Source organism: Pseudomonas sp. Root562 (assembly GCF_001427125.1).
GTDB lineage: Bacteria > Pseudomonadota > Gammaproteobacteria > Pseudomonadales > Pseudomonadaceae > Aquipseudomonas.
In genome coordinates, this window is sequence record NZ_LMGK01000005.1 from 73013 (window position 1) to 99110 (window position 26098).

Annotated in this window: 22 protein-coding genes; 6 read left to right on the forward strand and 16 right to left on the reverse strand. The window is 60.3% G+C overall.

Features of this window, described 5'->3' with window-relative positions:
• Nucleotides 1-61 precede the first annotated feature (61 nt).
• Nucleotides 62-1045 (forward strand): asparaginase, encoded by a 984-nt coding sequence (locus tag ASD60_RS06555; RefSeq protein WP_056853220.1) that lies wholly within the window; start codon nt 62-64, stop codon nt 1043-1045.
• 48 nt (nt 1046-1093) lie between these two features.
• Here ASD60_RS06555 and zapE read toward each other — a convergent pair whose 3' ends face one another.
• The 3 genes from zapE to ASD60_RS06570 form a co-directional block, all read right to left on the reverse strand.
• Entirely contained in the window at nt 1094-2188 is a 1095-nt protein-coding gene (gene zapE / locus ASD60_RS06560) for a cell division protein ZapE (RefSeq protein WP_056853221.1), read from the reverse strand.
• Between the two features lie 90 nt (nt 2189-2278).
• Nucleotides 2279-3634 (reverse strand): tryptophan--tRNA ligase, encoded by a 1356-nt coding sequence (locus tag ASD60_RS06565; RefSeq protein ID WP_056853222.1) that lies wholly within the window; start codon nt 3632-3634, stop codon nt 2279-2281.
• 24 nt (nt 3635-3658) lie between these two features.
• Nucleotides 3659-4288, reverse strand: a complete 630-nt coding sequence (locus ASD60_RS06570; RefSeq protein WP_056853299.1) for an alpha/beta hydrolase — start codon at nt 4286-4288, stop codon at nt 3659-3661.
• Nucleotides 4289-4432: 144 nt separating this feature from the next.
• On the opposite strand from ASD60_RS06570, the gene ASD60_RS06575 reads away from it, so the two are divergent.
• Nucleotides 4433-4867: a YhcB family protein gene (locus tag ASD60_RS06575; protein WP_056853223.1), complete on the forward strand. Its 435-nt coding sequence runs from the start codon at nt 4433-4435 to the stop codon at nt 4865-4867.
• Nucleotides 4868-5015: 148 nt separating this feature from the next.
• Here ASD60_RS06575 and ASD60_RS06580 read toward each other — a convergent pair whose 3' ends face one another.
• The 8 genes from ASD60_RS06580 to ehuR all read right to left on the reverse strand — a co-directional run bounded on the left by ASD60_RS06580 (nt 5016) and on the right by ehuR (nt 14499).
• Nucleotides 5016-6401, reverse strand: a complete 1386-nt coding sequence (locus ASD60_RS06580) for an aspartate aminotransferase family protein (RefSeq protein WP_056853224.1) — start codon at nt 6399-6401, stop codon at nt 5016-5018.
• Between the two features lie 11 nt (nt 6402-6412).
• Complete coding sequence (locus ASD60_RS06585; protein ID WP_056853225.1) at nt 6413-7885, reverse strand: NAD-dependent succinate-semialdehyde dehydrogenase; 1473 nt, start codon at nt 7883-7885, stop codon at nt 6413-6415.
• Between the two features lie 266 nt (nt 7886-8151).
• Nucleotides 8152-8631: an Lrp/AsnC family transcriptional regulator gene (locus ASD60_RS06590; RefSeq protein ID WP_056853226.1), complete on the reverse strand. Its 480-nt coding sequence runs from the start codon at nt 8629-8631 to the stop codon at nt 8152-8154.
• 128 nt (nt 8632-8759) lie between these two features.
• The gene (doeB, locus tag ASD60_RS06595) at nt 8760-9761 is read right to left on the reverse strand and encodes a N(2)-acetyl-L-2,4-diaminobutanoate deacetylase DoeB (RefSeq protein ID WP_056853227.1); all 1002 of its coding nucleotides are present in this window, start codon (nt 9759-9761) and stop codon (nt 8760-8762) included.
• Nucleotides 9762-9764: 3 nt separating this feature from the next.
• Nucleotides 9765-10955 carry an ectoine hydrolase DoeA gene (doeA, locus tag ASD60_RS06600; protein ID WP_056853228.1) on the reverse strand — a complete coding sequence of 397 codons (1191 nt, stop codon included), beginning with the start codon at nt 10953-10955 and terminating at the stop codon, nt 9765-9767.
• Nucleotides 10956-10998: 43 nt separating this feature from the next.
• Entirely contained in the window at nt 10999-11991 is a 993-nt protein-coding gene (eutC, locus tag ASD60_RS06605) for an ectoine utilization protein EutC (protein ID WP_056853229.1), read from the reverse strand.
• Between the two features lie 36 nt (nt 11992-12027).
• Nucleotides 12028-12999 (reverse strand): hydroxyectoine utilization dehydratase EutB, encoded by a 972-nt coding sequence (eutB, locus tag ASD60_RS06610; RefSeq protein WP_056853230.1) that lies wholly within the window; start codon nt 12997-12999, stop codon nt 12028-12030.
• A 105-nt stretch (nt 13000-13104) separates the two neighbouring features.
• A complete protein-coding gene (ehuR, locus tag ASD60_RS06615; protein ID WP_056853300.1) occupies nt 13105-14499 on the reverse strand; it encodes a MocR-like ectoine utilization transcription factor EhuR in 1395 nt (464 codons plus the stop codon).
• A 291-nt stretch (nt 14500-14790) separates the two neighbouring features.
• Between ehuR and ehuB the strand changes: the two genes are divergently transcribed.
• The 4 genes from ehuB (at nt 14791) to ehuA (ending at nt 17911) form a co-directional block, all read left to right on the forward strand.
• A complete protein-coding gene (ehuB, locus tag ASD60_RS06620) occupies nt 14791-15648 on the forward strand; it encodes an ectoine/hydroxyectoine ABC transporter substrate-binding protein EhuB (protein ID WP_056853231.1) in 858 nt (285 codons plus the stop codon).
• A 75-nt stretch (nt 15649-15723) separates the two neighbouring features.
• Nucleotides 15724-16383: an ectoine/hydroxyectoine ABC transporter permease subunit EhuC gene (gene ehuC, locus ASD60_RS06625; RefSeq protein WP_056853232.1), complete on the forward strand. Its 660-nt coding sequence runs from the start codon at nt 15724-15726 to the stop codon at nt 16381-16383.
• The gene (gene ehuD, locus ASD60_RS06630; protein ID WP_056853233.1) at nt 16380-17036 is read left to right on the forward strand and encodes an ectoine/hydroxyectoine ABC transporter permease subunit EhuD; all 657 of its coding nucleotides are present in this window, start codon (nt 16380-16382) and stop codon (nt 17034-17036) included. The genes ehuC and ehuD overlap by 4 nt, the downstream gene beginning before the upstream one ends.
• A complete protein-coding gene (gene ehuA, locus ASD60_RS06635) occupies nt 17036-17911 on the forward strand; it encodes an ectoine/hydroxyectoine ABC transporter ATP-binding protein EhuA (RefSeq protein ID WP_082557539.1) in 876 nt (291 codons plus the stop codon). The genes ehuD and ehuA overlap by 1 nt, the downstream gene beginning before the upstream one ends.
• Before the next feature lie 125 nt (nt 17912-18036).
• Here the strand turns inward: ehuA and ASD60_RS06640 are convergent, their stop codons facing one another.
• From ASD60_RS06640 to ASD60_RS06660, 5 genes are all read right to left on the reverse strand, one after another.
• A complete protein-coding gene (locus ASD60_RS06640; protein ID WP_056853234.1) occupies nt 18037-18768 on the reverse strand; it encodes an OmpA family protein in 732 nt (243 codons plus the stop codon).
• A 102-nt stretch (nt 18769-18870) separates the two neighbouring features.
• Nucleotides 18871-19512, reverse strand: coding sequence for an MBL fold metallo-hydrolase (locus ASD60_RS06645; protein ID WP_056853235.1), 642 nt, complete (start codon nt 19510-19512; stop codon nt 18871-18873).
• An 87-nt stretch (nt 19513-19599) separates the two neighbouring features.
• Nucleotides 19600-22338 carry a LuxR C-terminal-related transcriptional regulator gene (locus tag ASD60_RS06650; protein WP_056853236.1) on the reverse strand — a complete coding sequence of 913 codons (2739 nt, stop codon included), beginning with the start codon at nt 22336-22338 and terminating at the stop codon, nt 19600-19602.
• 174 nt (nt 22339-22512) lie between these two features.
• Nucleotides 22513-23877 (reverse strand): DUF1329 domain-containing protein, encoded by a 1365-nt coding sequence (locus ASD60_RS06655; protein ID WP_056853237.1) that lies wholly within the window; start codon nt 23875-23877, stop codon nt 22513-22515.
• A 28-nt stretch (nt 23878-23905) separates the two neighbouring features.
• Nucleotides 23906-25792: a DUF1302 domain-containing protein gene (locus ASD60_RS06660; protein ID WP_056853238.1), complete on the reverse strand. Its 1887-nt coding sequence runs from the start codon at nt 25790-25792 to the stop codon at nt 23906-23908.
• Nucleotides 25793-26098 lie beyond the last annotated feature (306 nt).

A 26098-nucleotide genomic window follows, 5' to 3' on the forward strand; every position in this document is an offset into this window, starting at 1 on the left:
GCTGTATCGCCGCCTCAAAAGCCGATACAGCCCCGCTTACCACCATCATGTGAGGTATCAAATGGACCTGCCCAAACTGGCCATCGCTGCGCTCGGCGGCACGGTGAGCATGCAAGCCAGCCATTCCGGCGAAGGTGTTATACCGACCGTCAGCGGCGAATCCCTGCTGGCTTCAGTGCCCGAATTGGCGACACTGGCGCGGATCACCGTTGAAACGCTCGGCCTGTTGCCCAGCGCTTCATTGGATTTCGAGGTATTGCTCAGCGTGATGTCCTGGGCGAAATATCAAGTTGAGCAAGGCGCCCATGGCGTGGTTATTACCCAAGGCACCGACACGCTGGAAGAAACTTCAGCGTTTCTTGATTTTCTATGGGATTGTGATCAACCGCTGGTCCTGACCGGCGCCATGCGCTCGGCAAAACAGGCAGGCGCCGATGGCCCGGCCAATCTGCTGGATGCCTGCCGCGTTGCCCTGGCTGCCAGCAGTCGACAACGGGGAGTTCAGGTGGTGATGAACGGGCAGATCCATCAGGCCCACTGTGTTCGCAAAACCGAGTCGCTCGCCCTGCAGGCATTCTCTTCCCCGGTATTCGGAATCGCCGGCCTGGTTGTGGAAAACGCGGTTCGCTATTTCCATCATCCGTCCGAGCGCAAGTGTTTACCCTGGCCGCAACACACCACGCAAAAGGTGGCCCTGCTGGAGGCGTCGCTTGGCGCCGATACCCTGCTATTGGAAAACATCCTGCACCTGGGCTACGACGGGCTGGTGATCGCCGGTTTCGGCGCCGGGCACGTCTCGCAGAAATGGGCTGAGGTGATCGAACACATTGCCGAAAAAATACCGGTGATCATTGCGACCCGCACCGGTTCCGGCTCCACCGCGCAATCCACCTACGGTTTTATTGGCAGTGAAATGGACCTGGTTCGCAAGGGCGCATCCATGGCCGGGTTTCTCTGTCCGCGTAAAGCCAGAGTCCTGCTTTGGTTGCTACTTGGTTGTCAGCGACAGCATGAGTTATCGCGCTATCTCAACCGCAGCGCATAACCCACAAAAAAGGCCTGCAATCGCAGGCCTTTCTAGTTTTCCGACATCCTACGGCTTGTGTGCCCGGGACAGGAATTCGTGGGATTGCATTTCCAGCAGGCGACTGAGCGTGCGCTGGAACTCGAAGTTCAAACGACCGCCGGTGTACAGATCCTTGAGTTCAACTTCAGCAGAAATGATCAGCTTCACGTTGCGGTCGTAGAACTCGTCGACCATGTTGATGAAGCGTCGGGCGATGTCGTCGGTGGTGACGCTCATCTGCTCGACGCCGCTGAGCAGCACGGCGTGGAAGATCTTGCCCAGTTCGATGTAGTCGTTCTGGCTGCGCGGGCCGTCGCACAGTTCGCGGAACTCGAACCACGCCACGTCATCGCAGGTGCGCAAGGCACGGATCTCGCGGTTTTCGATCATCAGAACGTCGTTCTCGATCGCCGCAGTGCATTCCGGCGTCAACGCGCGGAAGCTTTTGCGCAGGCTTTCGTGGGACGCTTCGTCGAGCGGAAAGTGGAACAGCTCAGCTTGCTCGAGGTGACGCAGACGATAATCGACGCCGCTGTCGACGTTGACGATTTCGGTGTTCTGCTTGATCAGCGCGATGGCCGGCAGGAAACGCGCGCGTTGCAGGCCGTCCTTGTACAGTCCGTCCGGCACGATGTTCGAGGTTGCGACCAGGGTTACACCGTTCTTGAACAGTTCTTCCATCAGGGTGCCGAGGATCATGGCGTCGGTAATATCGGAAACGAAGAACTCATCGAAGCAGATGACCCGGGCTTCGGTGGCGAAGCGCTTGGCGATGATGGTCAGCGGGTTTTTCTCGCCGCCCAGGGTCTTCATCTCTTCGTGCACGCGCTTCATGAAGCGGTGGAAGTGGGTGCGGGACTTTTCCTTGAACGGCAGCGCTTCGAAGAAGGTGTCGACCAGGTAAGTCTTGCCGCGACCTACACCGCCCCAGAAGTACAGGCCCTTGACTGGGGTCTGATCTTTTTTGCCAAACAGTTTGCCCAGCAGGCCCGGTTTGTTTTGCTCGGCCGCGACCAGATCGTCGTACAGGCGCTGCAAATGACGCACGGCAGTTTCCTGGGCGGCGTCGTGGAAGAATTCCGGGCGTTTCAGATCAGCTTGATATCGTTCTAGGGGCGTCATAATTCGTTAGCAAGGCAACAAAAACGGGCCGTCACTGTAGCGATGGCCCGCAGGAATGGCAATCGGCCCTTGGTCGGACCGCGCCGCTGTTTATTCCTGAACCGGGGTCAGGGCAATCCGCAATGCTTCGATGGCTGCGTCGCGGGCAGAGCTGTCGGCGAAGGCCGGGCTGTCGCCAACGCACTGGCCTTCCAGCCAGACGCTGAAGCCCAGGTCTTGATTGCGCACATCCAGCGCCTGGCCCGATTGCAGCTGCTTGGTCACTTGCCCTGCGATTTTACCGTCGGCAAAGTTGCGCGAGAGCAACAGTTGTTCGCCATCGGCCGCCAGCAGCCGGAAGCGGAAACTGCCGTCGTCTTCGCGGAAGCTGACAAAACGCGCCGCTTTCGCGGCCTTTTTCTTGGTGGTCGCCGCCACTTGGGTCTGGGCAACGAAGGAGCGCAGGCCCACCGCTTCACGCAACTCGTTGAGGAACGGGGTCGCCACCGCTCGGGCTTTTTGTGCGCCGTGCTGCAGGATGTCTTCCAGATCCGCCGGACGTTCGATCAATTGGTGATAACGCTCGCGCGACTCGCCCAACTCGCTGTCCAGCAACTGGAAAAGACGGTTTTTCGCTTCGCCCCAGCCCAGGCCCTGCAACAGTTCGCTGCGGAACTCGTCGGCTTGCGCTGGCGTGGCGAATGCCTGGAACAGGGTGAACAGGTGCGAGTTGTCCGGATCTTTCGCTTCGCCCGGCGCTCGGGAGTCGGTGACGATCCGCGAAATCGCGTCTTTCATTTCCTTGGCGCTGCTGAACAACGGAATGGTGTTGTCGTAGCTTTTCGACATTTTGCGGCCGTCGAGACCCGGCAGTGTGGCGACGCTTTCTTCGATCAGCGCCTCAGGCATGGTGAAGAACTCCTTGCCTTTGCCGAACAGGTGGTTGAAGCGCTGGCCGATGTCCCGGGCCATTTCCACGTGTTGGATCTGATCGCGACCGACCGGGACCTTATGCGCGTTGAACATCAAAATGTCGGCGGCCATCAGTACCGGATAGCTGTACAGGCCCATGGTGATACCGGCATCCGGGTCTTCGCCGGTCTCGACGTTCTTGTCCACCGAAGCCTTGTAGGCGTGAGCGCGATTGAGCAGGCCCTTGGCGGCGACGCAGGTCAGCAGCCAGGTCAGCTCGGGGATTTCCGGAATGTCGGACTGGCGATAGAAGGTCACGCGGTCCACGTCCAGGCCACCGGCCAGCCAGGTCGCGGCGATTTCCAGACGCGAGCGCTGGATGCGCAGCGGGTCATCGCACTTGATCAGGGCGTGGTAGTCCGCCAAAAAGTAGAACGAGTCGGCATTGCTGTCACGGCTGGCAAGGATCGCCGGGCGGATGGCACCGGCGTAGTTGCCCAGGTGCGGCGTGCCGGTGGTGGTGATGCCGGTGAGGATACGGGTACGAGTCGTCATGGGTAATCGCTTGTCAGACTGCAATCAATTCGAGAGACGCGGCAGGATCAGATCCTTGAGATCGGTCAGCTTGCCATGAAAAAAGTGTCCGCATTCTGCCACTTTCAGCAGCTCATGGGGACGTTCGAGCTTGTCGGACCACTCGTAAACGACTTGAGGATCGATCACTTCGTCGGTTTCCGGCTGGATCAGGGTCAGCTCGCCGTGCCGTGGCAGTTGATCCTGGGCGCCCAGGCGCATGACGGCCGGCGCGACCATGAACAGGTGTTTGATCTGTTCGCCCTGCGCTTCCAGGCGTCCGCCGAGACTTGCGGCAACAAATCCGCCGAAGGAGAACCCGAACAGGGTCAGCGGCAGATCCGGGTGTTTGTTGCGCAACCATTGAGCCACTGCCTGGGCATCGTCGACTTCACCGGTGCCCATGTCGTGGCTGCCTTCGCTGGCGCCGACGCCACGGTAATTGAAGCGCAGGGTGATCAAACCGGCATCGCGTGCGGTGCGTTGCAGGGTCGAGACCACTTTGTTGAGCATGGTGCCGCCCTGCACCGGGTTTGGATGGCAGATCAGCGCCAGGCCGCGCGGCTGTTCGTTGTCCAGGTAAAGAGACTCGAGCTGGCCGACCGGGCCATCAATCACTACAGGGGTTTCACGCATCAGCAAGGAAAGAACTCCGTGACCTCGAAACGGGTCGACTCGTCTAGCAAATTGTCTGCAACTGTCTATTGCGAGCGAATCGCGGTATACAGCGCAGGTTCGAGCCGTTAACGTAAAGCAAAGCCGTTTATAGAGGAAGGACTCGTGGAACACTCGCTCTTAGTTTGGTTGTTGCCGACTCTTGCCCTGGTTGTGGGTGTCGCCATTGGTTTCCTGATCGCTCGCCTGGCGCCGAATGCCGCGCCCAGCAGCACACAACGTCAGCTGGACGATATTCAGGAACGTTTCGACAGTTATCAGAACGAGGTGGTGACCCACTTCAACAGCACTGCGACACTGGTCAAGAAACTGACTCAGAGCTATCAGGAAGTGCAGGATCATCTCGCCGAGGGTGCCAACCGTCTGGCCCTGGATGAACAAACCCGCCAACGCTTGCTGGCCTCGCTGCACGCCGACGCGGCGCAGACTCCGCGCGAGCGCCTGACGCCGCCGCGCAATCAGGAACCGCCACGCGACTACGCACCCAAAGCCCCGAACGCCCCGGGCATGCTCGATGAGCATTACGGCCTGAAGAAGTAATCAGGTTTCACGCGACAAAAAGCCCCCGGACAAGTGGTTGTCCGAGGGCTTTTTTATTTCTGATCCAGCATCTCGGCTGGATGTCCCGCCCTCATCGCGGACTTGCCCGCGAGGAGGCCAGTACAGACCACACAACAGGGTCAGATAATCAGCCCAACACCTCCCCCGCCACCTGATCGATCGCATCCTTGGTGATACCCACGATCAAGTCCGCCTCGGCCTCGGTCAGGACCAACGGCGGTGCAAAGCCGAGGATGTCACCATGGGGCATCGCCCGGGCAATCATCCCGCGCTCCAGGCAAGCCGCCGAGACTTTCGGACCGACCTTCAAGGCGGCGTCGAATGGCGTGCGCTGTTCACGATCCGCCATGAACTCGACCGCCGCGAGCATGCCGTCACCGCGCACTTCGCCCACCAGCGGATGGCCTTCGAGGGTTTCGCGCAGCCGCCGATTGAGATAACCGCCCACCTTATCGGCGTTGGCCGTAAGGTTTTCCCGCTCTAGGATATCGAGGTTGGCCAGCGCCGCGGCCGCACAAATGGGGTGCCCGGAATAGGTCCAGCCATGGCCCATGGCGCCTTGGGATTCGGAGGCTTTTTCGATCACGTCCCAAACCTTTTCGCCGACGATCACCGCCGACAATGGCGCATAAGCGCTGGTCAGGCCCTTGGCGGTAGTGATCAGGTCCGGGCGCATGCCGTAACGCTGGCTACCCATTTTCGACCCCAGCCGACCGAAGGCGCAGACCACTTCGTCGGCGATCAACAGCACATCGTATTTGTTCAGCACTGCCTGGATCGCTGCCCAATACCCGGCGGGTGGAACAATGATCCCGCCGGTCCCCATCAGCGGCTCGCCAATGAAGGCCGCCACGGTGTCCGGACCTTCGGCGAGGATCATTTTTTCCAGCTCGTCGGCGCAATAGCGCACGAAGGCCGTTTCATCCATGCCGGTCGGCGCCTTGCGATACCAGTGCGGGCACACGGTGTGCTTGATGCCTTCGGCCGGCAGATCGAAATGCTGATGAAAACTCGGCAGACCGGTCAGGCTGCCGGTCATGATGCCCGAACCGTGGTAGCCGCGATCGCGGGAGATGATTTTCTTCTTCTGCGGGCGACCCAGCACGTTGTTGTAGTAACGCACCAGTTTGATCTGGGTTTCGTTGGCGTCAGACCCGGAAAGGCCGTAATAGACCTTCTTCATGCCTTCAGGCGCCCAGTCGATGATACGGCTCGAAAGCTCGATGATCGCTTCGGTCGAATGCCCCATGTAGGTGTGGTAATAGGCCAGTTCCCTGGCTTGCTTGTAGATCGCCTCGGCAACTTCGGTGCGCCCGTAACCGATGTTCACGCAGTACAGGCCGGCGAAGGCGTCGATCAGCTCGCGGCCTTCGTGGTCGCGGATGCGGATACCCGACGCGCCTTTGATGATGCGCCCCTTGAGCGCGCCGCTGGCATGATCATGGGCGTGAGTCGAAGGGTGCATGAAGTGCGCACGGTCTTGCTCGAACAGCGAGTCAAATTCTTGGTTCATGGTGAATCTCCTCAGAACTGGCCTTGATGGTGCAGGCAGAAGTATTTGGTTTCGACAAAGGCTTCGAAGCCCTCGGTGCCGCCTTCCCGGCCCAGCCCCGAGGCTTTCATGCCACCGAACGGGATCGGATGGCCGGTAAACTTGACGCCATTGACCGCGACCATGGCGTGGTCGAGGCGGCGGATCAGCAGGTAAATCAGGTCCAGACGATTGGAACAAATGTAGGCGGCCAGACCGTATTCGGTGTCGTTGGCCATCTCGACCGCCTGATCGAGGGTGTCGAACGGCATCACCCCGGCAATCGGCGCGAAGTTTTCTTCGCGGTAGATGCGCATCTGTGGCGTGACATCGGCCAGCACCGTTGGCTGATAGAACAAACCGCCCAGTGCATGGGCCTCACCGCCCACCAGTCGTTGCGCGCCGTGTTGCAAGGCATCGGCGACCCGTTCGGTGGTGACATCGAAAGCGGCCTGATGCATCAATGGGCCGACATCGACCTGCTGCTCACGGTCGCCGAGCATCGCCGGGCCAACCCGCAACTCACGTACCGCCGCGGTAAACCCCTTGAGAAATTGCGCATAAACAGAGCGATCGACCATGATGCGGTTGGCCGCGCAGCAATCCTGGCCGGAGGTCTGGAATTTGGCGGCCACCGCGACTTTCACCGCCAGCTCAAGGTCGGCGTCGGCGCAGACAATGAACGGCGCGTTGCCGCCCAACTCCAGTGCCACCTTTTTTACGTCCTGGGCTGCGGCTTGCAGCACCAACTTACCGACGCGGGTCGAGCCGGTGAAACTCACCGAACGCACGCGACTGTCCTGCACCAGGGTCTGCATGGCCATCTGCGGTTCGCCCAACACCACATTGAATACGCCGGCAGGGAAACCTGCTTCCTCGGCCAGTTGCGCCAGGGCAAACGCCGAGTACGGTGTTTCATGGGCCGGTTTGATGACCACGGTGCAACCGGCGGCCAGCGCGGCAGCGGCTTTGCGAGTGATCATTGCCGAAGGGAAATTCCATGGCGTCAGCAATGCACAGACGCCGACCGGCTCCTTGACCGTGCCCAGGTGCGCCCCTGGAATGTGGCTGGGAATGTTTTGCCCATACAGGCGCCGCGCCTCTTCGGCAAACCAGGGAATGAAACTGGCGGCATAAGCGATTTCGCCACGGGACTCGGCCAGGGACTTGCCTTGCTCCAGACTGAGAATCCGCGCCAGGTCTTCCTGATGCTCAAGAATCAATGCCGCCCAGCGCCGCAGAATCGCCCCGCGCGCCTCCAGGCTTTGTTCGCGCCAGTCGGCGAACGCACGGTGCGCAGCATCGACGGCGGCGACGATTTGGGACTGGTCGAGCATCGGTACATGGCCGATCAGTTTTTGATCCGCCGGGTTGTGCACCGCGATACTGTGACCGCTGTCGCTGTGCACCCAATGGCCATCGACGTAGCAAAGGGCCTTGAACAACAGTGGATGTTTGTAAGTCATGGCGTTCACTCCAAATCCGTGTGCGTGGAACCATGCTAGGGCAGCCAAGCCTTGGGAATTTGGCGTTTGAACGGGGTTTGGCAGGTGGTTTTTTCTGATTGAGCGGGGCTGAACAGCGTTTTTTGCGGTGTGAACACGACACCTGAATCCACACAAATCGACTGTAGGAGCGAGCCTGCTCGCGATAGCGGTGTGTCAGTTGACATCACGGTTTCTGACTGGCCGCCATCACGAGCAGGCTCGGCTCCCACAGGTTTATTGAGTGTTCAGGATTCTTGCGACAATTCGGCCGGCAAGGCGCCGCCGGTCTTGATGGTTTTGGTGACGATGTAGGTGAAGTAGCGTTCGATTCCCAGATCATCGAGCAGCAACTGGTCGATGAAACGTTGGTAATGGTCAATGTCCGGTGCCTGGATCATTGCCATGTAATCGACACCGCCACCGGTGGCGTAACAGAACGCGACTTCGGGCGCTTCGCTCATGCGTTGCTCGAAACGCCGCATGTCCTGCGCGGTGTGCCGGGCCAGGGTGATTTCCACCAGCACCTGCTGACTTTTGAACACCGCGCCCCAGTCGATGTGTGCCCGGTAGCCCTTGATCAGGCCGAGGGCTTCGAGTTTGCGCACCCGCTCCCAGGCCGGAGTCACCGAGAGATTGATCGCCTCGGCCAGGCTCGACTTGGTGATACGCCCGTCGTCAGCGAGGATTCGCAGGATTTTCAGGTCATAGCGATCGAGCTTGTGCATGGGCATATCCCTCAGGTTAATAAAAAACCTGTGGGAGCTGGCTTGCCAGCGATGGCGGTAGCACATCCAGCATTGACGTGACTGACATACCGCTATCGCTGGCAAACCAGCTCCCACAGGGATGGTTGTCAGGTCACGATATCGGCGATCACTGCGATGGTATCGCCGCACCCCACCAGCCCCGGAAAGTGCCGCGCCGCCAGCAGACCGTTGCGCGCCGCGCGATATTCCACCGGGGCCACGCCGCTGCGGGTGGCGTCGTAGACGCGGGCGATCACTTCGCCCTTGCTTACGTGATCGCCCAGGTCACGGCACATTTCCAGCAGGCCGTCGTGCTCGCTGGCGATGAAGCAATCGCCATCGGGCATGTCGAGCATGATCGATGTCGAAGCCTGCACTTGGCCCTCAACAATCCCCGCATGCACCAGCAGATTGCGTACGCCGCGCTCGGCGATCGCCACACTGCGCGCCGTAGACGAACCGCCGCCGCCCAGCTCCGTGGTGACGAAAATCTTGCCCTGGGACTCGGCAGCGGTGTCGTACATCGCCCCGGCATCGAGTTCGAGCATGCGCATGCTGTACGGCGCATTGAACGCACGCATGCCGGCCTCGCATTGCGCCTGCTGCCGTTTGTCCGGCAACACATGACAGGCGGCGAACGGCAGGAAATCCAGGGTGCGACCGCCGGAGTGAATGTCCAGCACGATGTCGGCCAGGGGCAGCAACGTGCGGGTGAAATAGTCGGCGATCTTCTCGGTCACCGTACCGTCCGGCTTGCCGGGAAAACTGCGATTGAGGTTGCCCTTGTCGATCGGCGACGTACGCCGCCCGGCGTGGAACGCCGGGGTGTTCATGAACGGGACGATGATCACCCGTCCGCTGACGTCGGCGGCCGTCAGGCTTTGCGCCAGTTTGCTCAAAGCCACCGGGCCTTCGTACTCATCACCGTGGTTACCGCCGGTAAGCAGCGCGGTCGGTCCCTGGCCGCGCTGGATCACCGTAAGCGGAATCATCACCGCGCCCCAGGCAGAATCGTCCCGGGAATAGGGCAGCTTGAGAAAACCGTGCTGCACGCCTTCGCGGCTGAAATCCACCGTGGCACTGATCGGGTTGTCAGGCAGTTCACTCATGGCTCAATCCTTCACGAACAATTGGCGAGGCACATTGCACAGCGTCTCGACGCCGGTTTCGGTGATCAGAATGCTCTCGGTGATTTCCAGCCCCCAGTCATCCATCCACAGGCCCGGCATGAAGTGGAAGGTCATGCCCGGTTGCAACACGCTGGTGTCGCCGGGACGCAGGCTCATGGTGCGCTCGCCCCAATCCGGTGGATAGCTGATACCGATCGGGTAGCCGCAACGGCTGTCCTTGTGGATGCCGAACTTCTCCAGCACCTTGAAAAACGCCACGGCAATGTCGCCGGTGGTATTGCCCGGTTTGGCCGCTTCCAGCCCTGCCGCGATGCCTTCGACCACGGCTTTCTCGCCGTCGAGGAAATGTTGCGGCGGTTTGCCCAGATAGATCGTGCGCGACAACGGGCAGTGATAACGCTTGTAGCAGCCGGCGATTTCAAAAAAGGTGCCGGCGCCCTTTTCGAACGGTGAATCGTCCCAGGTCAGGTGCGGCGCACTGGCATCGGCGCCGGTCGGCAACAACGGCACGATGGCCGGATAATCGCCGCCATGACCGTCAGCCCCGAGGATGCCGCTGCTGTAGATTTCGGCCACCAGTTCGTTTTTGCGCATGCCCGGTTCGATGCGCTCCAGGATCCGCCCGTGCATTTTCTCGACAATGCGCGCGGCGATGCGCATGTAGGCGATTTCCTGCGGCGACTTGACCGCCCGCTGCCAGTTCACCAGCCCGACCGCGTCGATCAATCTGGCCTTCGGCAGATTTTTCTGCAGCGACAGATAAGCGGCAGCGCTGAAGTAATAGTTGTCCATTTCCACGCCGATGGTCAGTGCATCCCAACCTCGAGCGCTGATCACTTCGCGCGACAGGTAGTCCATGGGATGACGTTCCCGCGACTGCACGTAAATGTCCGGGTAGCCAACGATGTTCTCTTGCTGCATGAAGACGGTGCGCTTGGCGCCGTTGGCGTCCTGGCCGCGACCGAACCACAGCGGTTCGCCATCGAGCGCCAGCAGCACGCATTGATGAACGTAAAACGACCAACCGTCATAGCCGGTCAGCCAGGCCATGTTCGACGGATCGGTGACCAACAACAACTCGATGCCCTGCGCCTGCATGGCCACTCGCACCTTGGCCAGACGCTGGGCGTATTCCTCCCGTTGAAACGGGAGATTGACGACTATCTGAGACATGCACATGCCCTCTGATAAATGACGCACGGATGAAAAAAGCGCTTTAACTACCGAACTGAAAACCTTTGCCGGCCGCACGCGCACGTTCGAAGGCCAGGTTGGCCATGGCCGTGTCCTGGGCGCCGGTGCCCGTGAGGTCGCACAGGGTGATTTGCGTTGAATCGGTACGACCGGGCCGTTGGCCGGCCAACACCTGCCCCAGTTCTGCGAAGTTCGATTCGTCGCTGACCACACCCGCCGCAAGGGCGTGATGCAGCTCGCCGAGGATGCGCGTCTGGCTCAATCGATCCGCCACGTAGCGGTCGACCTGTGCCAGCGCACGGGGAGAAATTTCGTTCTTGTGTTCGGCATCCGAGCCCATGGCCGTGATGTGCAGGCCGGGATGCAAATGGCGCAAATCGATCAACGGCTCACGGCTTGGTGTGCAGGTGATCGCGATGTCGACCCCGGCCATGGCCTCGTCGATGCTGGCGCACGGCTTGACCGCCAGACCGCTGTCCCGGGCCAGTTCGACGCTGAAGGCTTGGGCCTTGGCGGCGTCCCGCGCCCAGACCCGCACGCTGTCGATCGGCCGCACCAGACGCAGCGCTTGCAACTGCAACGCGGCCTGCTCTCCGGCACCGATCAGCGCCACGCTACGGCTGTCTTGCCGCGACAGCGCCCGCGCCGCCACGGCTCCGGCCGCCGCTGTGCGCACGGCGGTCAGGTAACCGTTATCGAGCAGCAAGGCATCCAGCAAACCGGTGCGCGCAGACAACAACATCATCATGCCGTTGAGGCTGGGCAAGCCCAGTTTCGGGTTGTCGAAAAAACCCGGGCTGACCTTGATCGCAAAGCGTTCAAGCCCCGGCAGGTAAGCGGTTTTCACATCCACTTCGCCGTTTTGTTCGGGAATGTCCAGGCGCAGGATCGGCGGCATCGCCACGGCAGCGGTGGCCAGCAGTACGAAGGCCTGCTCAATGGCTTCGATACTTGGCAGGTCCAGCGACACGCAGGCGCGCAGGTCCGCTTCGTTCAGCAAGGTGATTTCACTCATCAACGCGGCACTCCATCGAGTCGTTATTGTTGGAATTCATGCATCGGCGCCGGCGAGCACACGCAGGTGTTGCTCGACATCGACGTTGCGTCCGCTGATTACCAGCACGATTGGCCCGAGCGGCTCGATCAAGCCCTCGAGCAACGCGGCAATCCCCACCGCCGCCGCGCCCTCCACCACCAGACGTTCTTCGCGATAGGCATGGCGGATGGCATTGGCGATGGCGGCTTCGCTGAGCAGATGCAAGTGATCGCAGGTGTCGCGGGTCATGGCGAAGGTGTAACGGTTGTCCAGGCCGATGCCGCCGCCGAGCGAGTCAGCCAGGGTCGGCAACTCTTCGACTTCCAGCGGATGCCCGGCCGCGAGGCTGGCGTGCATGGCCGCACCGCGTTGCATGCTGACACCGTGAGTGACGATCTGCGGGTTGGCCCTTTTCAGCGCCAGCGCGACGCCGGCGAACAGGCCGCCACCGGACAATGGAACCAGTACTTGGGCGACGTCAGGCTGCTGTTCGAGGATCTCCAGGCCCAGCGTGCCCTGCCCGGCAATGATCGCCGGGTGATCGAACGGTGGCAGCAGTGTTGCGCCATGTTCGTGGGCAATCCGCTCGGCTTCACGCTGGGCATCATCCTGGGACTGACCGACGATACGCACATCAGCGCCGAGATCGCGGATGGCCTGGACTTTGTTTCCCGGCACCAGGTGCGACAGGCAAATCGTCGCCTTCACGTTTTGCCGCGATGCGGCGTAAGCGAGTGCCCGCCCATGATTGCCGGTGGACGCGGCGACCACGCCACGCGTCTTTTGCTCGGCAGTGAGTTGTGCCACGGCATTGCTCGCGCCGCGCAACTTGAAGCTGCCAGTGATTTGCAGGGATTCGAGCTTGAGGTACACCGGCACGCCCGACTGTCGCGACAGGCTGGGGGAATGTTCCATCGGCGTGCGCCGTACCAGCGCTTCGATCCGCTGGCGGGCGAGGTAGATATCGTTGAGCTGTAACGCTGACATGACCGCATCCCGATGAGGTATTGGGCGCAGTCTAAGAGGGCTGGATTGTCGCGCTGAATGTACTAGGGCAATTTAGTCGACAAATTTTTCGAAGTCTTTTGCCGCTCAAAAATCGTGGATTTGCGGGTACTGACCAAAGATTTCGCGCATGCCCATCAGCGCATCGCGCATTTCCTCGTCACTGCATTCAGCGCCTACGCATACCCGTACCGCCCGTGGCCGGGGCGTACCGCGCACGGTAAATGGGTCGGGCGACGTGACTGCAATATGCTTGTGGCGCAACGCACGCACCAGGCTGTCGAGTTCCCAATGCGGCGGGATGCCGATCCAGGCGTTCAAGGCATAGGGATGTTGGCCGAGCAGGTACTCGCCGAGGTATTCGCTGACCATCGCCTGCCGCCCGCTCAACAGCTTGCGCTGCACGCCCACCAGCGTCTCGGCGCGGCCATCGCGAATCCAGCGCGTGGCGATTTCCGAAACCATGGGCGTCGCCATCCAGCTGTTGACCCGCAAAATGCTTTCGGTGCGCAGCGCCAGACGCTTGGGCATCACCAGATAACCAATGCGCAAACCGGTGAGCACCGATTTGGTCATGCTGGTGCAATAGAACGATAGCTCCGGCAGGTAATGGCTGATCGGCGGCGCACGGCGCTCGTCCAGAAGCGGACCGTAGACATCATCTTCGATGATGTGCACACCAAAACGCCGGGCAATCTCGGCAATTTCACGCCGCCGGTTGTCAGGCATCAGACTGGTGGTCGGGTTGTTCAGGTTCGGCGTACAGACCAGCGCGGTGATCCGCTCATTGCTGCACATGTCCTCGAAATGTTCCGGGTCAATGCCGTAGCGATCCATTTCCAGGCCCTTGAGGGTAAACCCCAGCACCTGGGAATTGCCGATCACGCCGTGGTCAGTGACACCTTCGCAAAGCACCACATCATCAGGCCCGGCGAGCGAAGCCAGGGCGAGGAAAATTCCGTGGGCCGCGCCGTTGGTGATCAGGATGTCATCGCGCTCGACGCGCAGGCCTTGGCGGGCGATCCAGTGCATCGCCGCTTCCCGGTGCGACTCGAACCCGGCAATCGGACGGAATGCGTGAATCCACGGCTGATCGTCTTCGGTACTGAGTTCGCGGCAGGTTTCGCGCCAGAACTGGTCATGTTCACGGGTGTGCATGATCCGCGTAATGGAAAAATCCACCAGCGCGCGTTCGGGACTGTCGAGAATATAGGTGGCGACCCGGTCGCTCATGCGCCGCGAGACGAAGCTGCCACGCCCCACTTCGCAACGCACCAGGCCCTGGCGTTCCAACTCCTTATAGGCGTTGGTGACCGTTTGCACGCTGATGCCCACCGCATCGGCAACCTGTCGTTGCGGCGGCAGGCGCTGATCGTTGACCAGCACGCCCTGCTCGATGTCGTCGGCAATCGCCTGCACCAGGATCTTGTATTTCGATTCGCCGCTGCGGGCGATTTGCAGTGCTGCCTTCCACTTGTCCATCGGCGCCGAACCCACGTGTTTGCCAGTGCCGACAGCATCCCGCGAGAAACCATGCAAAGCAATTGTCCTAGTGCAATGCAATGTGGCTCAGGGCTTTTGTATGCTCGGTCCAAGGTCGATGCACAGGCGGCCGAACCCGCCGCCAACAACAACCAATCGATCTGTACCGGAACTGTGGCCCAAAGCTTCGGCTCAACAGGAAAACGGCTCTCGTACGCTTTGCTCTTGTCACACTGCCTCCTACCACAGAGCCGTCTTCGACGGGTCCACAAGAAACAGGAGATTTTATCGATGAGCAATTCCATTCCCCGCAGTTCCCATGTCTTGCGTCACCTGTTCGTGGCTTGTGCGATGTTCGGTCTGGCCGCCAGCGCCCATGCCGCCACGACGCTGGAAACCATCACGAAAAACAGCAGCATTCGCATCGGCTACGCCAACGAAACGCCATTCGCCTTCACCGAAACCGATGGCCGGGTCACCGGTGAATCGCCGGAGATCGCCAAAGTCATCTTCGCCAAAATGGGCATCAAGCAAGTCGATGGCGTGCTGACCGAATGGGGCTCGCTGATTCCGGGCCTGCGCGCCGGGCGCTTCGACGTGATTGCCGCCGGCATGTACATCACGCCCGAACGCTGCAAGCAAGTCATCTTCACCGATCCGCAGTACCAGTTGCCCGATGCCCTCCTGACCGCCAAAGGCAACCCGAAAAACCTCCACAGCTATGAAGACATCGCCAAGAACCCGGATGTGAAACTGGCGATCATGGCCGGCACGGTCAATCTGAAATACGCACGGGACTCCGGGGTGAAGGACGCACAAATTCTCCAGGTGCCCGACACCACCGCCCAGCTGCAAGCCGTGCGCGCCGGTCGCGCCGATGCCGCCGTAGGCACCCAATTGACCATGAAAGGCTTGGCCGCCAAAGGCGGTGAGAAGGTCGAAGCGGTTACCGAGTTCAAGGATGACCCGTCGCATACCGGTTACGGCGCCCTCGCCTTCCGTCCGGAAGACAAGGACCTGCGGGATGCGGTCAATGCCGAACTGAAAAAGTGGCTGGGCTCTGAAGAGCACCTCAAGACGGTCGCCCCGTTCGGCTTCGACAAATCCAACGTGACCAGCAAAACGGCTGCCGAGCTCTGCGCTCAATAGTCGAGACAGGCATGGCGCTGTGGCGCGATGCCTATCCCTGCTGACTCCGGATGTTGAACCACGCAGGTGTGAACAATGGGTGAATTACTTCCGCTATTGATACAAGGCGCCTGGGTCACGCTCCAGGTAACCTTCTTCGGCTCGATCCTGGCAATTGTCGCGGCCATTCTGGCGGCGCTGGGGCGCATGTCGCCGTGGCGGCCGTTGAGCTGGTTCTCGGTCGCCTACATCGAAGTGTTTCGCGGTACGTCGTTGCTGGTGCAATTGTTCTGGCTGTTTTTCGTGTTGCCGCTGCCACCGTTCAATCTGGAACTGAGCCCCTACAGCGTGGCCATCGTCGGCCTGGGCCTGCACATCGGCGCCTATGGCGCCGAGGTGATGCGCGGTGCGATCAGCTCCGTGGCGAAAGGTCAGTACGAAGCGGCGACCGCGCTGAACTTCAGCGCTTACAAACGCTTTCGCCGAATCATTCTGCCTCAGGCTTTGCTCGCCGCGATTCCACCAGGCACCAACCTGCTGATCGAATTGCTGAAGAACACTTCGCTGGTGTCGCTGATCACCTTGTCCGACCTGAGTTTCCGCGCTCGACAATTGGATCAGGCTACCTTCCAGACCCTGGAAATCTTCAGCCTGGCGCTGGTGATGTATTTCATCCTGGCACAAGCGATCAACCTCGGCATGCGCAGCATCGAGCGGCGTCTGGCGCGTGGCCGGATGCGTGGAGGTTTGTCATGACCCTGTTCGACTGGACATACGCCTGGCAGATCCTTCCCGATTTGCTGCGCGCTTCGCTCAACACCGTGGGCATTACCCTGGTCGGTTTCCTGATCGCCATTGTGCTGGGGCTGTTCCTCGCCATCGGCCGGCGCAGCCGCTTGTACTGGTTGTCGTGGCCGATCGCCGGGGTCATCGAGTTCATCCGCAGCACGCCGCTGCTGATCCAGGTGTATTTCCTTTACTACGTACTGCCCAACTACGGCGTCAGCCTGTCGGCCATGCAAGTGGGGATCATCGGCATCGGCGTGCATTACGCCTGCTACATCGCCGAGGTTTATCGCGGCGGGCTCGATGCGGTGCCTCGTGCGCAATGGGAAGCGGTGACCGCGCTGAACATCGCGCCGTACAGCGCCTACCGCAACATCATCCTGCCCCAGGCCCTGCGGCCGATCCTGCCGCCGCTGGGCAATTACCTGGTGGCAATGCTCAAGGACACGCCCGTGCTGTCGGCCATCACCGTGGTGGAAATCATGCAGCAGGCCAAGAACATCGGTTCCGAAAACTTCCGCTACCTGGAACCGATCACCATGGTCGGTCTGTTCTTCCTCGCCCTGAGCATCGCCTTGGCTTATCTGGTACGGCGCCTCGAACTGCGCCTGGAGCTACGTTAATGACTTCTCCACTTTCGACTTCAAACGACCTTTCCCGGCGCGGCAATCTGACGCCGCTGCATCCGCAAGAGGCCACGGCCATGCATCAAACGAAAGCGGTCAAGCCGATAGTCAGCTTTCAGGATGTCACCAAAAGCTACGGCAGTTTCACCGTGCTCGATCATTTGAACCTGGACGTCACGCCCGGGGAAAAAGTCGCAATCATCGGCCCCAGCGGCTCAGGGAAATCCACGCTGTTGCGGGTCCTGATGACCCTCGAAGGCATCGATGACGGAGTGATCCGCGTTGAAGACGATCTGCTGACGCACATGCCCAATCGCAATGGCGTGCTGGTGCCGGCCAACGACCGACACATCCGCCGTGTACGCGGCAAGATCGGCATGGTGTTCCAGAGTTTCAACCTGTTCCCGCACATGACCGCATTGCAAAATGTCATCGAAGCGCCGGTGCAGGTTCTGGGCATGAAACCCGCCGAAGCACGGGAACGCGCGGCGGATCTGCTGGAGTTGGTGGGTCTGGGCAGCAAGCTGGGGCATTACCCTTCGCAGCTGTCCGGTGGGCAGCAGCAACGGGTAGCGATCGCCCGCGCCTTGGCCATGCGCCCCAAAGTCATGCTGTTTGACGAAGTGACCTCGGCGCTCGATCCGGAACTGTGCGGCGAAGTGCTCAATGTGATCCGCAAGCTCGGCGCCGAACATAATCTGACCATGTTGATGGTCACACACCAGATGGGCTTTGCCCGGGAGTTTGCCGATCGTGTGTGCTTCTTCTACAAGGGCCAGATCCACGAACAGGGCACCCCGGCGCAGATCTTCGAACATCCACAGCAGGAGCGTACCTGTGCGTTTCTCAGTGCGGTAAAAGAAGCCAACTGAAACGCCGCACATAAAAAAATGGGAGCGAGCCTGCTCGCGTTGGGGCAGTCAGATTCAACATTGATGTTGACTGACCGACCGCCATCGCGAGCAGGTTCGCTCCCACAGGTTTTATGTCGCGGGTGTTACGGGTACTGCTGAACGGTGCCCGGCTGTTGCTGAGCACCATACTGCTGACCCGGAATCGCCTTGAGGTTGACCTCGACACGACGGTTCTGCGCGCGGCCATTGACGTCAGCGTTGCTGGCAACCGGGTTATCCGGGCCGGCACCACGGGCGCTCAGGTTGGCACCGCTGACACCTTGCGAAGTCAGGTAGGTCGCCACACTCTGCGCACGACGCTGGGACAGGTCCATGTTGTGCTGGCGGCTGCCGGTGCTGTCGGTGTAACCGACGATTTCGATCTGGTTCTGGTTGAACTCTTTCAGCGAGCCGGCCAGGTTGTTCAACGGCTGGTAGAAACTCGAAGCGATGTTCGCCGAATCGGTGGCGAAAGTGATATTGCCTGGCATGATCAGTTTGATCTGATCGCCCTGACGCTGCACTTCGACACCGGTGTTGGCCATGCTGGCCCGCAGTTTTTTCTCTTGCTGGTCGGCGTAGTAACCGTAACCGGCGGCGGAAGCACCCACCACGGCGGCGCCAATCAACGCGCCCTTGCCACGGTTGTTGTGGTCAATGGCGGCACCGGCCAACGCGCCGGCCAGTGCACCGAGGCCACCGTACTTCGCGGTTTTGCTCATGCCGGTGGAGCCGCTATCGGCCTGTCCCTGGTTGTCGTAAGGGTTGGGCGATGCGCAACCGGACAACAGCGCCACGGCAGTAGCGACAATAATCAAACGACGGGTGGTGAACATGAAGAGCTCCTACTTTTTGCATTCTGTGGTGCATCAGACCAAGGCATCGGCCTTTGCGGGCGTTGGATCATTTCGATGCCTGAAAATTCCACCTGTTACAAATCAGGCTCGAACGAACGGGTTCTCACGCATTTCATCGCCAAGTCGGGTATCGGGACCATGCCCGGCCACCACGACGGCTTCTTCATCGAGGGTGTACAAACGCTGTTTGATCGAGCGCACGATAGTCGCCTGATCGCCACCCCATAAATCCGTACGCCCCACTCCACGCTTGAACAAGGTGTCGCCGGCAATCAGCAGCTTGGCATCGGCAAACCAGAAACTCATCGAACCCGGCGTGTGACCCGGCGTATGCAGCGCTACGCCACACCCACACGCCAATTCTTCATCGTCAGCCAGCCAGCGATCCGGCGATGGCACCGGCGTGTAGGGCACCCCGAACATCTGGCATTGCATCTCCAGATTGTCCCAGAGGAATTGGTCTTCCTTGTGCAAGTGCAAGGTGGCGCCGGTTTTTTCCTTCAACTGACCGGAGGCCAGGAAATGATCAAGGTGTGCGTGGGTGTGAATGATACTGACCACCTTCAGGCCCAACGCGTCCAGACGGGCGAGGATCAGCTCATGATTGCCACCCGGATCGACAACGATGGCCTTTTTCGTCACTGGATCGCCGATGATCGTGCAGTTGCACTGCAAAGGGCCGACGGGGAAGGTTTCGCGGATGAGGCCGGGGTGTTGGGACATCGGGGTCTGCTCGGTAAACGGGGACGGGTAATGTTCGCACACATCAGTATCCCGCCAGTGTCTGCGATGTGTAATGTGAAATATTCCTTACCCCAGAACCCCCAGTTCCTTGGCCCGGGCAACGGCCTGTGTACGGCGCTCGACCCCCAGTTTGCTGTTGATATGGCTGGCGTGGGTCTTGACTGTGTGCAGGGAAATAAACAACTGGTCACTGATTTCCTGATTCGAACAGCCTTGGGCAATCAGTCTAAGCACAGCCAATTCGCGGGTGCTCAGTTGTTCAGCGGCAGGAGCCGGGTCCAGCACCTGACGCGCGGGCGGAGCAGGCAGTTTCTCCGTCAGGCTCTGTATGACTTCAGTCGTCGCGCATAGCTGCAATTGGCCACGCAACCACTCCGGATACCCTGCCATCAAACCTTCGAACGATTGCAGTATGCCCCCGCCAGCGGCGTCCAATGCCTGGATCAGCGCCTTGCGGGCCTCGGGCTCGCGGCCGATGGTGAGCAACAGCGACACTTTTTGCGTCAGCGCCATCGCGCTGAGCATCTGCCGCCCGGTTTGCTGACCCTGCTCGAGCAAGACATTCAAACGCCCCTCGGCCAGCATCGGCTGACCCTGTATAACCTCAAGCAGGGCTTGTTGCAGTTCGATATGCAACGGCAATTGCGGATGGAATTCCGGTGGCGCTGCAGCATGCTCGCCATTGTAGGTTTGCCCCAGTCGCGCCAGCCAGGCTTCGGCAAGATCTGTGCGCCCCTGCGCCAGCCAGAGTTCGCATTTGACCAAGGTGATCATCGCCAGATAGTAGATCGGCGGCACGTCCCAGATGTGCATCAGGCGTTCGGCTTCAGCCAGTTCGGCAAAGGCCTTGGCAAACTCGCCGCTGCTGCCTTCGAGCCGGGCGATGACACAATGGCCGATCAACACGCTGATGTCGCGACAGGCGCGAGCCTCGTTCAAGCCCACCTGCAAACGCGCTCTCGCCGCGTGTGGTTGCAAACGCAGAGCCAGCAGAAACCCTTCGTACAAGGTCAGCCGGGCGCGGATGGCATAGAGACGTTGCGGTGACAAACCTTGCAAACGCTGCAGCCCTTGGCGAACTTCGGCAAGGGCGCGCAGGACTTCCCCGCGCGCCTGCAATACACGGGCACGGTCATAATGGGCCAGCGCTTCGAACAGTGGGTTGCCGACCCGTTGTGCCAACTCCAGAGAAGCGCGATTCAACCCGCGCGCACGCCACAGGTCGCCGTCGGCAATGGCCAGGTTGGACAATGTCGAAAGACACATCAGCCGCTGGCCGTAACGCTTGCAGGGAAGGCTTTCGAGTGCCTCGGTGCAATAGAGCAGCGTGAGCTCACGGTTGCCACGCCCGCGAGCGATGATCCCGCTCAGGGCCAGCCATTGCGCCAGCATCGACTTCTGCGCGGTAGCCGACGGGGCAGGCAGGAAACGGCTCAGATGACTGGCCAACTCCTCGGCAGCATCCAGTTGGCAGGCCAGTCCCAACGCCCAGCTGTAGAGCACGATCAGACGCGGCGTGCTGATCAGCAGGCTGTCGGGCAAGTCCATTTTCCAGCGCAGCAGCATGCCGACATTCTGTTCGGCGAGCAGCTGTTCCTCCGAAAGGTTTTGCACCAGGTTTGCCGCAACGTCCAGATGCCCGGCACGCAACGCCTGCTCCACCGCTTCATCCAGAAGCCCCTGGGCATTGAACCAGCGACAGGCACGCAAATGCAGCGTGCCGGCCGGCACCATCGTCTGCGCGGTGGGCCGGGTACGCAACAGATCCGAGAACAGGTGGTGATAACGGTACCAGTGGCCATGCTCGTCCAACGGCACCAGGAATACCTGGTGCGCCGCCAGAAAGCGCAGGATCTCGGCGCTGTCATGGGCGTCGCGAACGGCGTCGCACAACTCACTGCAAAAGCGTTCCTGAGGGGCGGTGTCGTAGAGAAAAGCCTGGACCTCGGCGGGCAGGCAATCGATGACTTCCTCAAGCAGATAATCGCGGATCAGACCTTCCCCGCCATTAAGCGCCTGGGGTAAAGCACCGTCGGTACCGGCCTCGGAGGCTGCCAGCAGCCAGAATCGCAAGCCGGCTACCCAGCCTTCACTGCGCTGGATGAGGTTTTCCATCGCCTCGCCACGCAGTGAACTGCTATGCCGGTCGAGCAGACTCAGGGCCTCATCGTGGGTCAACCGCAGGTCCTGTTCGTGCAACTCAAGCAGTTGCCGTGACAGGCGAAGCCGCGCCAGATGCCAATCCGGGCGCTGGCGACTGGTGACCATCACCAGCAAACCATCGGGAAGATGATTGAGGAAAAACTGCAGGCAGCGATCCAGAACCGGCCCCTGGGCCAGATGATAATCATCCAGCACCAGCAGCAATGGCGTGGCGGTGGACAAGTGCACGGCCAGTTCGTCGAGCAAGCCGTCCAGCCATTCTTCGAAGGCGAACGGTTGATGACGCTGGCGCATTTTCAGCAAACCGAGGGATTGCCTGCCCAGCTGCGGGAAATAGTCTTGAAGGCCTTCGAGCAGTCGCTCGAGGAATCGCCCCGGATCGCTGTCTCGCGGGCTCAGGCCCAACCACAGACTTTGCCAATGCGCCGGCAATGCCTGACAAAACTCTATCGCCAATGAACTCTTGCCGAACCCCGCCGGTGCACTGACCAACAGCAACCGGCCACCGAGCCCCGCACTCAGACGCTCGCACAGTCGAGGTCGCAGCACATGGCCGTCGGGCAATGGCGGTCGGAAAAAACGCCCGTCCAGCGCAGCGACAGCGACGCTTGCGGGAGCGGGTGGTGGGGACAGATCAGTCATGGCCGGCTCTTGTTTGAATTGCGGGTGGCGGCGTTGCAGATGTCCGCAGACTAGCTGTAAACGAAGAGGGAATGAAGGTTATTGCTACAAATGGCTACAAAAAGTCTACACACAAGAAAACGCCCCGAACCAGTCGGGGCGTTTGCAGAGGATGCGGCCTCGTTTCAGCGCTCGTTAGCGAACACCATCCTGACGCAATGCCGCCGGGGTGAAGTCGCTGGTGGTGGCAGTAAAGCCGAAGTCATACGCCGACTTCTCTTCGTTCTTCATGCCCAGCGCCAGGTAACGGCCAGATTGCAGGTCGTACAAGGCTTCCAGGGCGTACCACGGCACTTGCTTGTCGTAGTAGTTCTCGGCATGAGCCTCGGCGACGCGCCACAGTTGGCCGCGACCGTCGTAGTGATCGATCACCGCCGCTTGCCAGGTGTCTTCGTCGATGTAGAAGTCACGCTTGGCGTAGATGTGGCGCTGACCTTCCTTCAGCGTTGCAACGATATGCCACACACGACGCAGTTCGTACCGCGCAAGGTCCTGGTTGATGTGGCCGGCCTTGATGATGTCGGCGTACTTCAGTTTCGGATCGTCGAGCTTGTAGGCGTTGGAGGCGATGTACATCTCTTTCTTGCCTTCAAGCTTCCAGTCGTAGCGGTCCGGTGCACCGTTGTACATGTCCAGGTTGTCGGAGGTACGCAGGCCGTCGGCAGCAGTACCCGGGCCGTCATAGGACACTTGTGGCGCACGACGCACACGACGCTGGCCGGCGTTGTAGACCCACGCCGAACGCGGTTCTTTCACCTGGTCGAGGGTTTCGTGCACCAGCAGCACACCACCGGCCAGACGTGCCGGGGCAGTCACTTTCTGCTTGAAGTAGAACAGGATGTTGCCCGGGTTGGCCGGATCGTAGTCCTTCATCTTGTCACGGAACACGAACTGGTCCTGGAAGTACACCAGGCTGAACGAGCCGTTTGGCTGTGGCGTGGCCTGGGTGACCAGACGGGTCACGCTACCACCGCGATAACGGGTGATGTGGTTCCAGATCACTTCAACGCCGCTCTTCGGAATCGGGAACGGAATCGCCGTTTCGAAGTTTTCCAGGCCGTTGCCGCCGGAAACGAGCTTGGTGTTGGTGGCGTTCTTCTTGATGGCGGCGAACACTTCATCCGGCACGGTGGCACCGCGATGGGTCGGGTAGACCGGCATCTTGAAGGTTTCCGGGTAGCGCTTGAACATCGCGTACTGACCCGGCGCGAGCTTTGCCTTGTACTGGTCGACGTTCTGCGCGGTGATGGTGAACAGTGGCTTTTCACCTGGGTACGGATCGGACAGGAAGCCTTTGCTGTCGACACTGCCAGCATTCTTTGGCAGCGGCTTCCAGGCAGAAATCGAACCGTCGGCATTACCTGCCATTTCGGCGCCCATCGGGGTCAGGCTCTTGCCCAGCTTGTCCGCTTCGGCGGCCGGGACCGCCGCCATGACGCCGGTTGCCAACAGCGAAAGCCCCAGGACACCGATGTGAAACAGACTCTTGGTTATTTTCATTTTTGTGTTCGTCCTGAAAATACAGTGCTTAGAAGTTCACGCCGAAGCTGAGCGCAACGAAGTCGCGATCATCCACAGTGGTGTACTTGCCGTCGAAGAAGTTGGTGTACGCCAGGCTTGCGGTGTAGGTGTTCTGGTACTCGGCATCGACGCCCAGGCTGACCGCTTTGCGACCTTCCTCGAAGTTGCCGCCAGGACCAGGCGAGTAGCCGTCAACGTCGTGGGACCAGGCCACGTTAGGCTTGAGGTTCACACCAGCGAACACGTCGTTGTATTCCCAGATGGCACGACCGCGATAACCCCAGGAGGTGGCCGTGGTGAAGCCATCGTCGTTGCAGTTACGGGCGACGTTGTTGGTCGGGGTACCCGGGCCCGCACCGTTGATGGTGCTGGTGTTGAGGGCCACACAGGTGTTGGCACCGCCAGTGGCAGGCAGCTCGCCAGGACCGTAGACCGGATCACGGCCATAACGAACGTCGGAAGTGCTTTCCAGGCCGCCAACGTGGGTGACGCCCACTTCGCCCACCAGGGTCAGACGGCTGGCGCCCATGACCTGATCAAAGAAGTGCGTCAGGGTGGTCTGGAACTGGGTCACTTCCTTGCGGCGATAGCCGTGCAAGTCCTGGCCCGGTACACCGGTCAGCAGCGAAGCATTGGTCAGCGCGCCGCCCAACGGACGCACACCGGCGAACAGGATGTCGGTGGAGTTGAGCTGCACCGGTGCGTTCGGACGGTAGCTGACCTCACCGCTCCACGCCGTACCGGTAGGCAGGGTGGTGGAGAAGCTCAGGCCATAGAGGCGGATGTCTTCCGGATACTCGACGAAATAGCTCGAGTTACCCGCGACGATCAGTGGCGCCAGTGCACGGAAGGCTGCCGGCAGGGCCGCTGCGCCGGCATAGACCGATGCTGGGGCACCGGTGGCGCTGAAGATCGGCGCACGGCTGTGGTAGTTCATGAAATAGGCACCGAACTCGGTGTCCAGCGGCTCGAACATGTATTTGAGCGACGCGCCCCACTGGCCGCTGTCACGTGCATCGCGATCCGCACCACGGCGAACCAGCACACCTTCGTTGTCTACGTTGACGCCCAGACGGGTCAGCGTAGGCAGAGCCGCGGCCGGAATGGTCGAACGTTTGTTCAGCACGCGCAGGTTATTGTCGCAACCGTCGGCAATGATGTCCGGTTGGGAGAAGAAGGTGCCGCAGTTGTCGACGACAGTCTGGTCCCACTCGAGCTGGTAGAAGGCTTCCGCCGACAGGTTGTCGGTGAGGCTCTGGGACACATAGAACATGTTGACCGGGATCAGGCCTTCCTTGACCTCGGCGCCTGGTCGACGGAACGCGGACACGTCGATCGGGTTGATCGAGTTGATGCCGCTGCCGATGAAAGTACTTTCACCCCAGCTCACTACCTGCTTGCCCAGACGAACCGAGCCCGGCTGATCGGCAACCGAGTAGTTGTGGTAGACGAATGCATCGAGGATCTGACCGCCAGACGACTTGGCGCCTTCTTTGCGGTTGCTGTCGCTGATGTCCTTGAACGGACGGCTTTCGTCCTTGAGTTCAAAGTCGTACCAGTATTTGCCACGGACGAAAACGCCAGTGTCGCCGTACTTCAACTCAAGGTCATGGATACCCTTGAAGATCTTCGAGAAGGTCTCGCCGCTCTTGAAGTTCAGGTGCCCGTCATCGGAGGTCTGGGACAGGCCACGGCCGCCGTTGTTGACGCCGATGAGGTTCTTGTTGGCGCTTTCGGTAGACCAGCTCGCGCCGATCGACAGGGAAGAGTCGAACTGACCTTCGATTTCACCAACGTTGAAACTGACGCCGAATGCAGGCCCGGCGAGCGTAGAGGCAAGGCTGACGGCCAGAGGCAGTTTAGCCCGGCGCCAGAACTGGTTTACTGATGTCATCGACGCTACTCCATGTGCATTTTATTGTTATGGCAGTGAGCACTTTTAAAAACGCTTGGATAACAGGGAGCCACGGCATCCCAAAGTCACTCCAAAGTTGCATCGCCCCGGTTTGTGCGTTTGCCCCGTTCTTAAAAATCCTTGAGCGGACTATAGCCAGCAGGTAGTAGTGCTTGATCCCTCTAAAGTGTGATTTGCAGCTGCCAGCCACTCTGGAACAGTCCTTTGCCAAGCCGACACCTGTCGGCACGGCAAGAATGGCTGAAATTTCGGATTTGACAAGCCAAGCGCTTGCTTGGTGGGGCT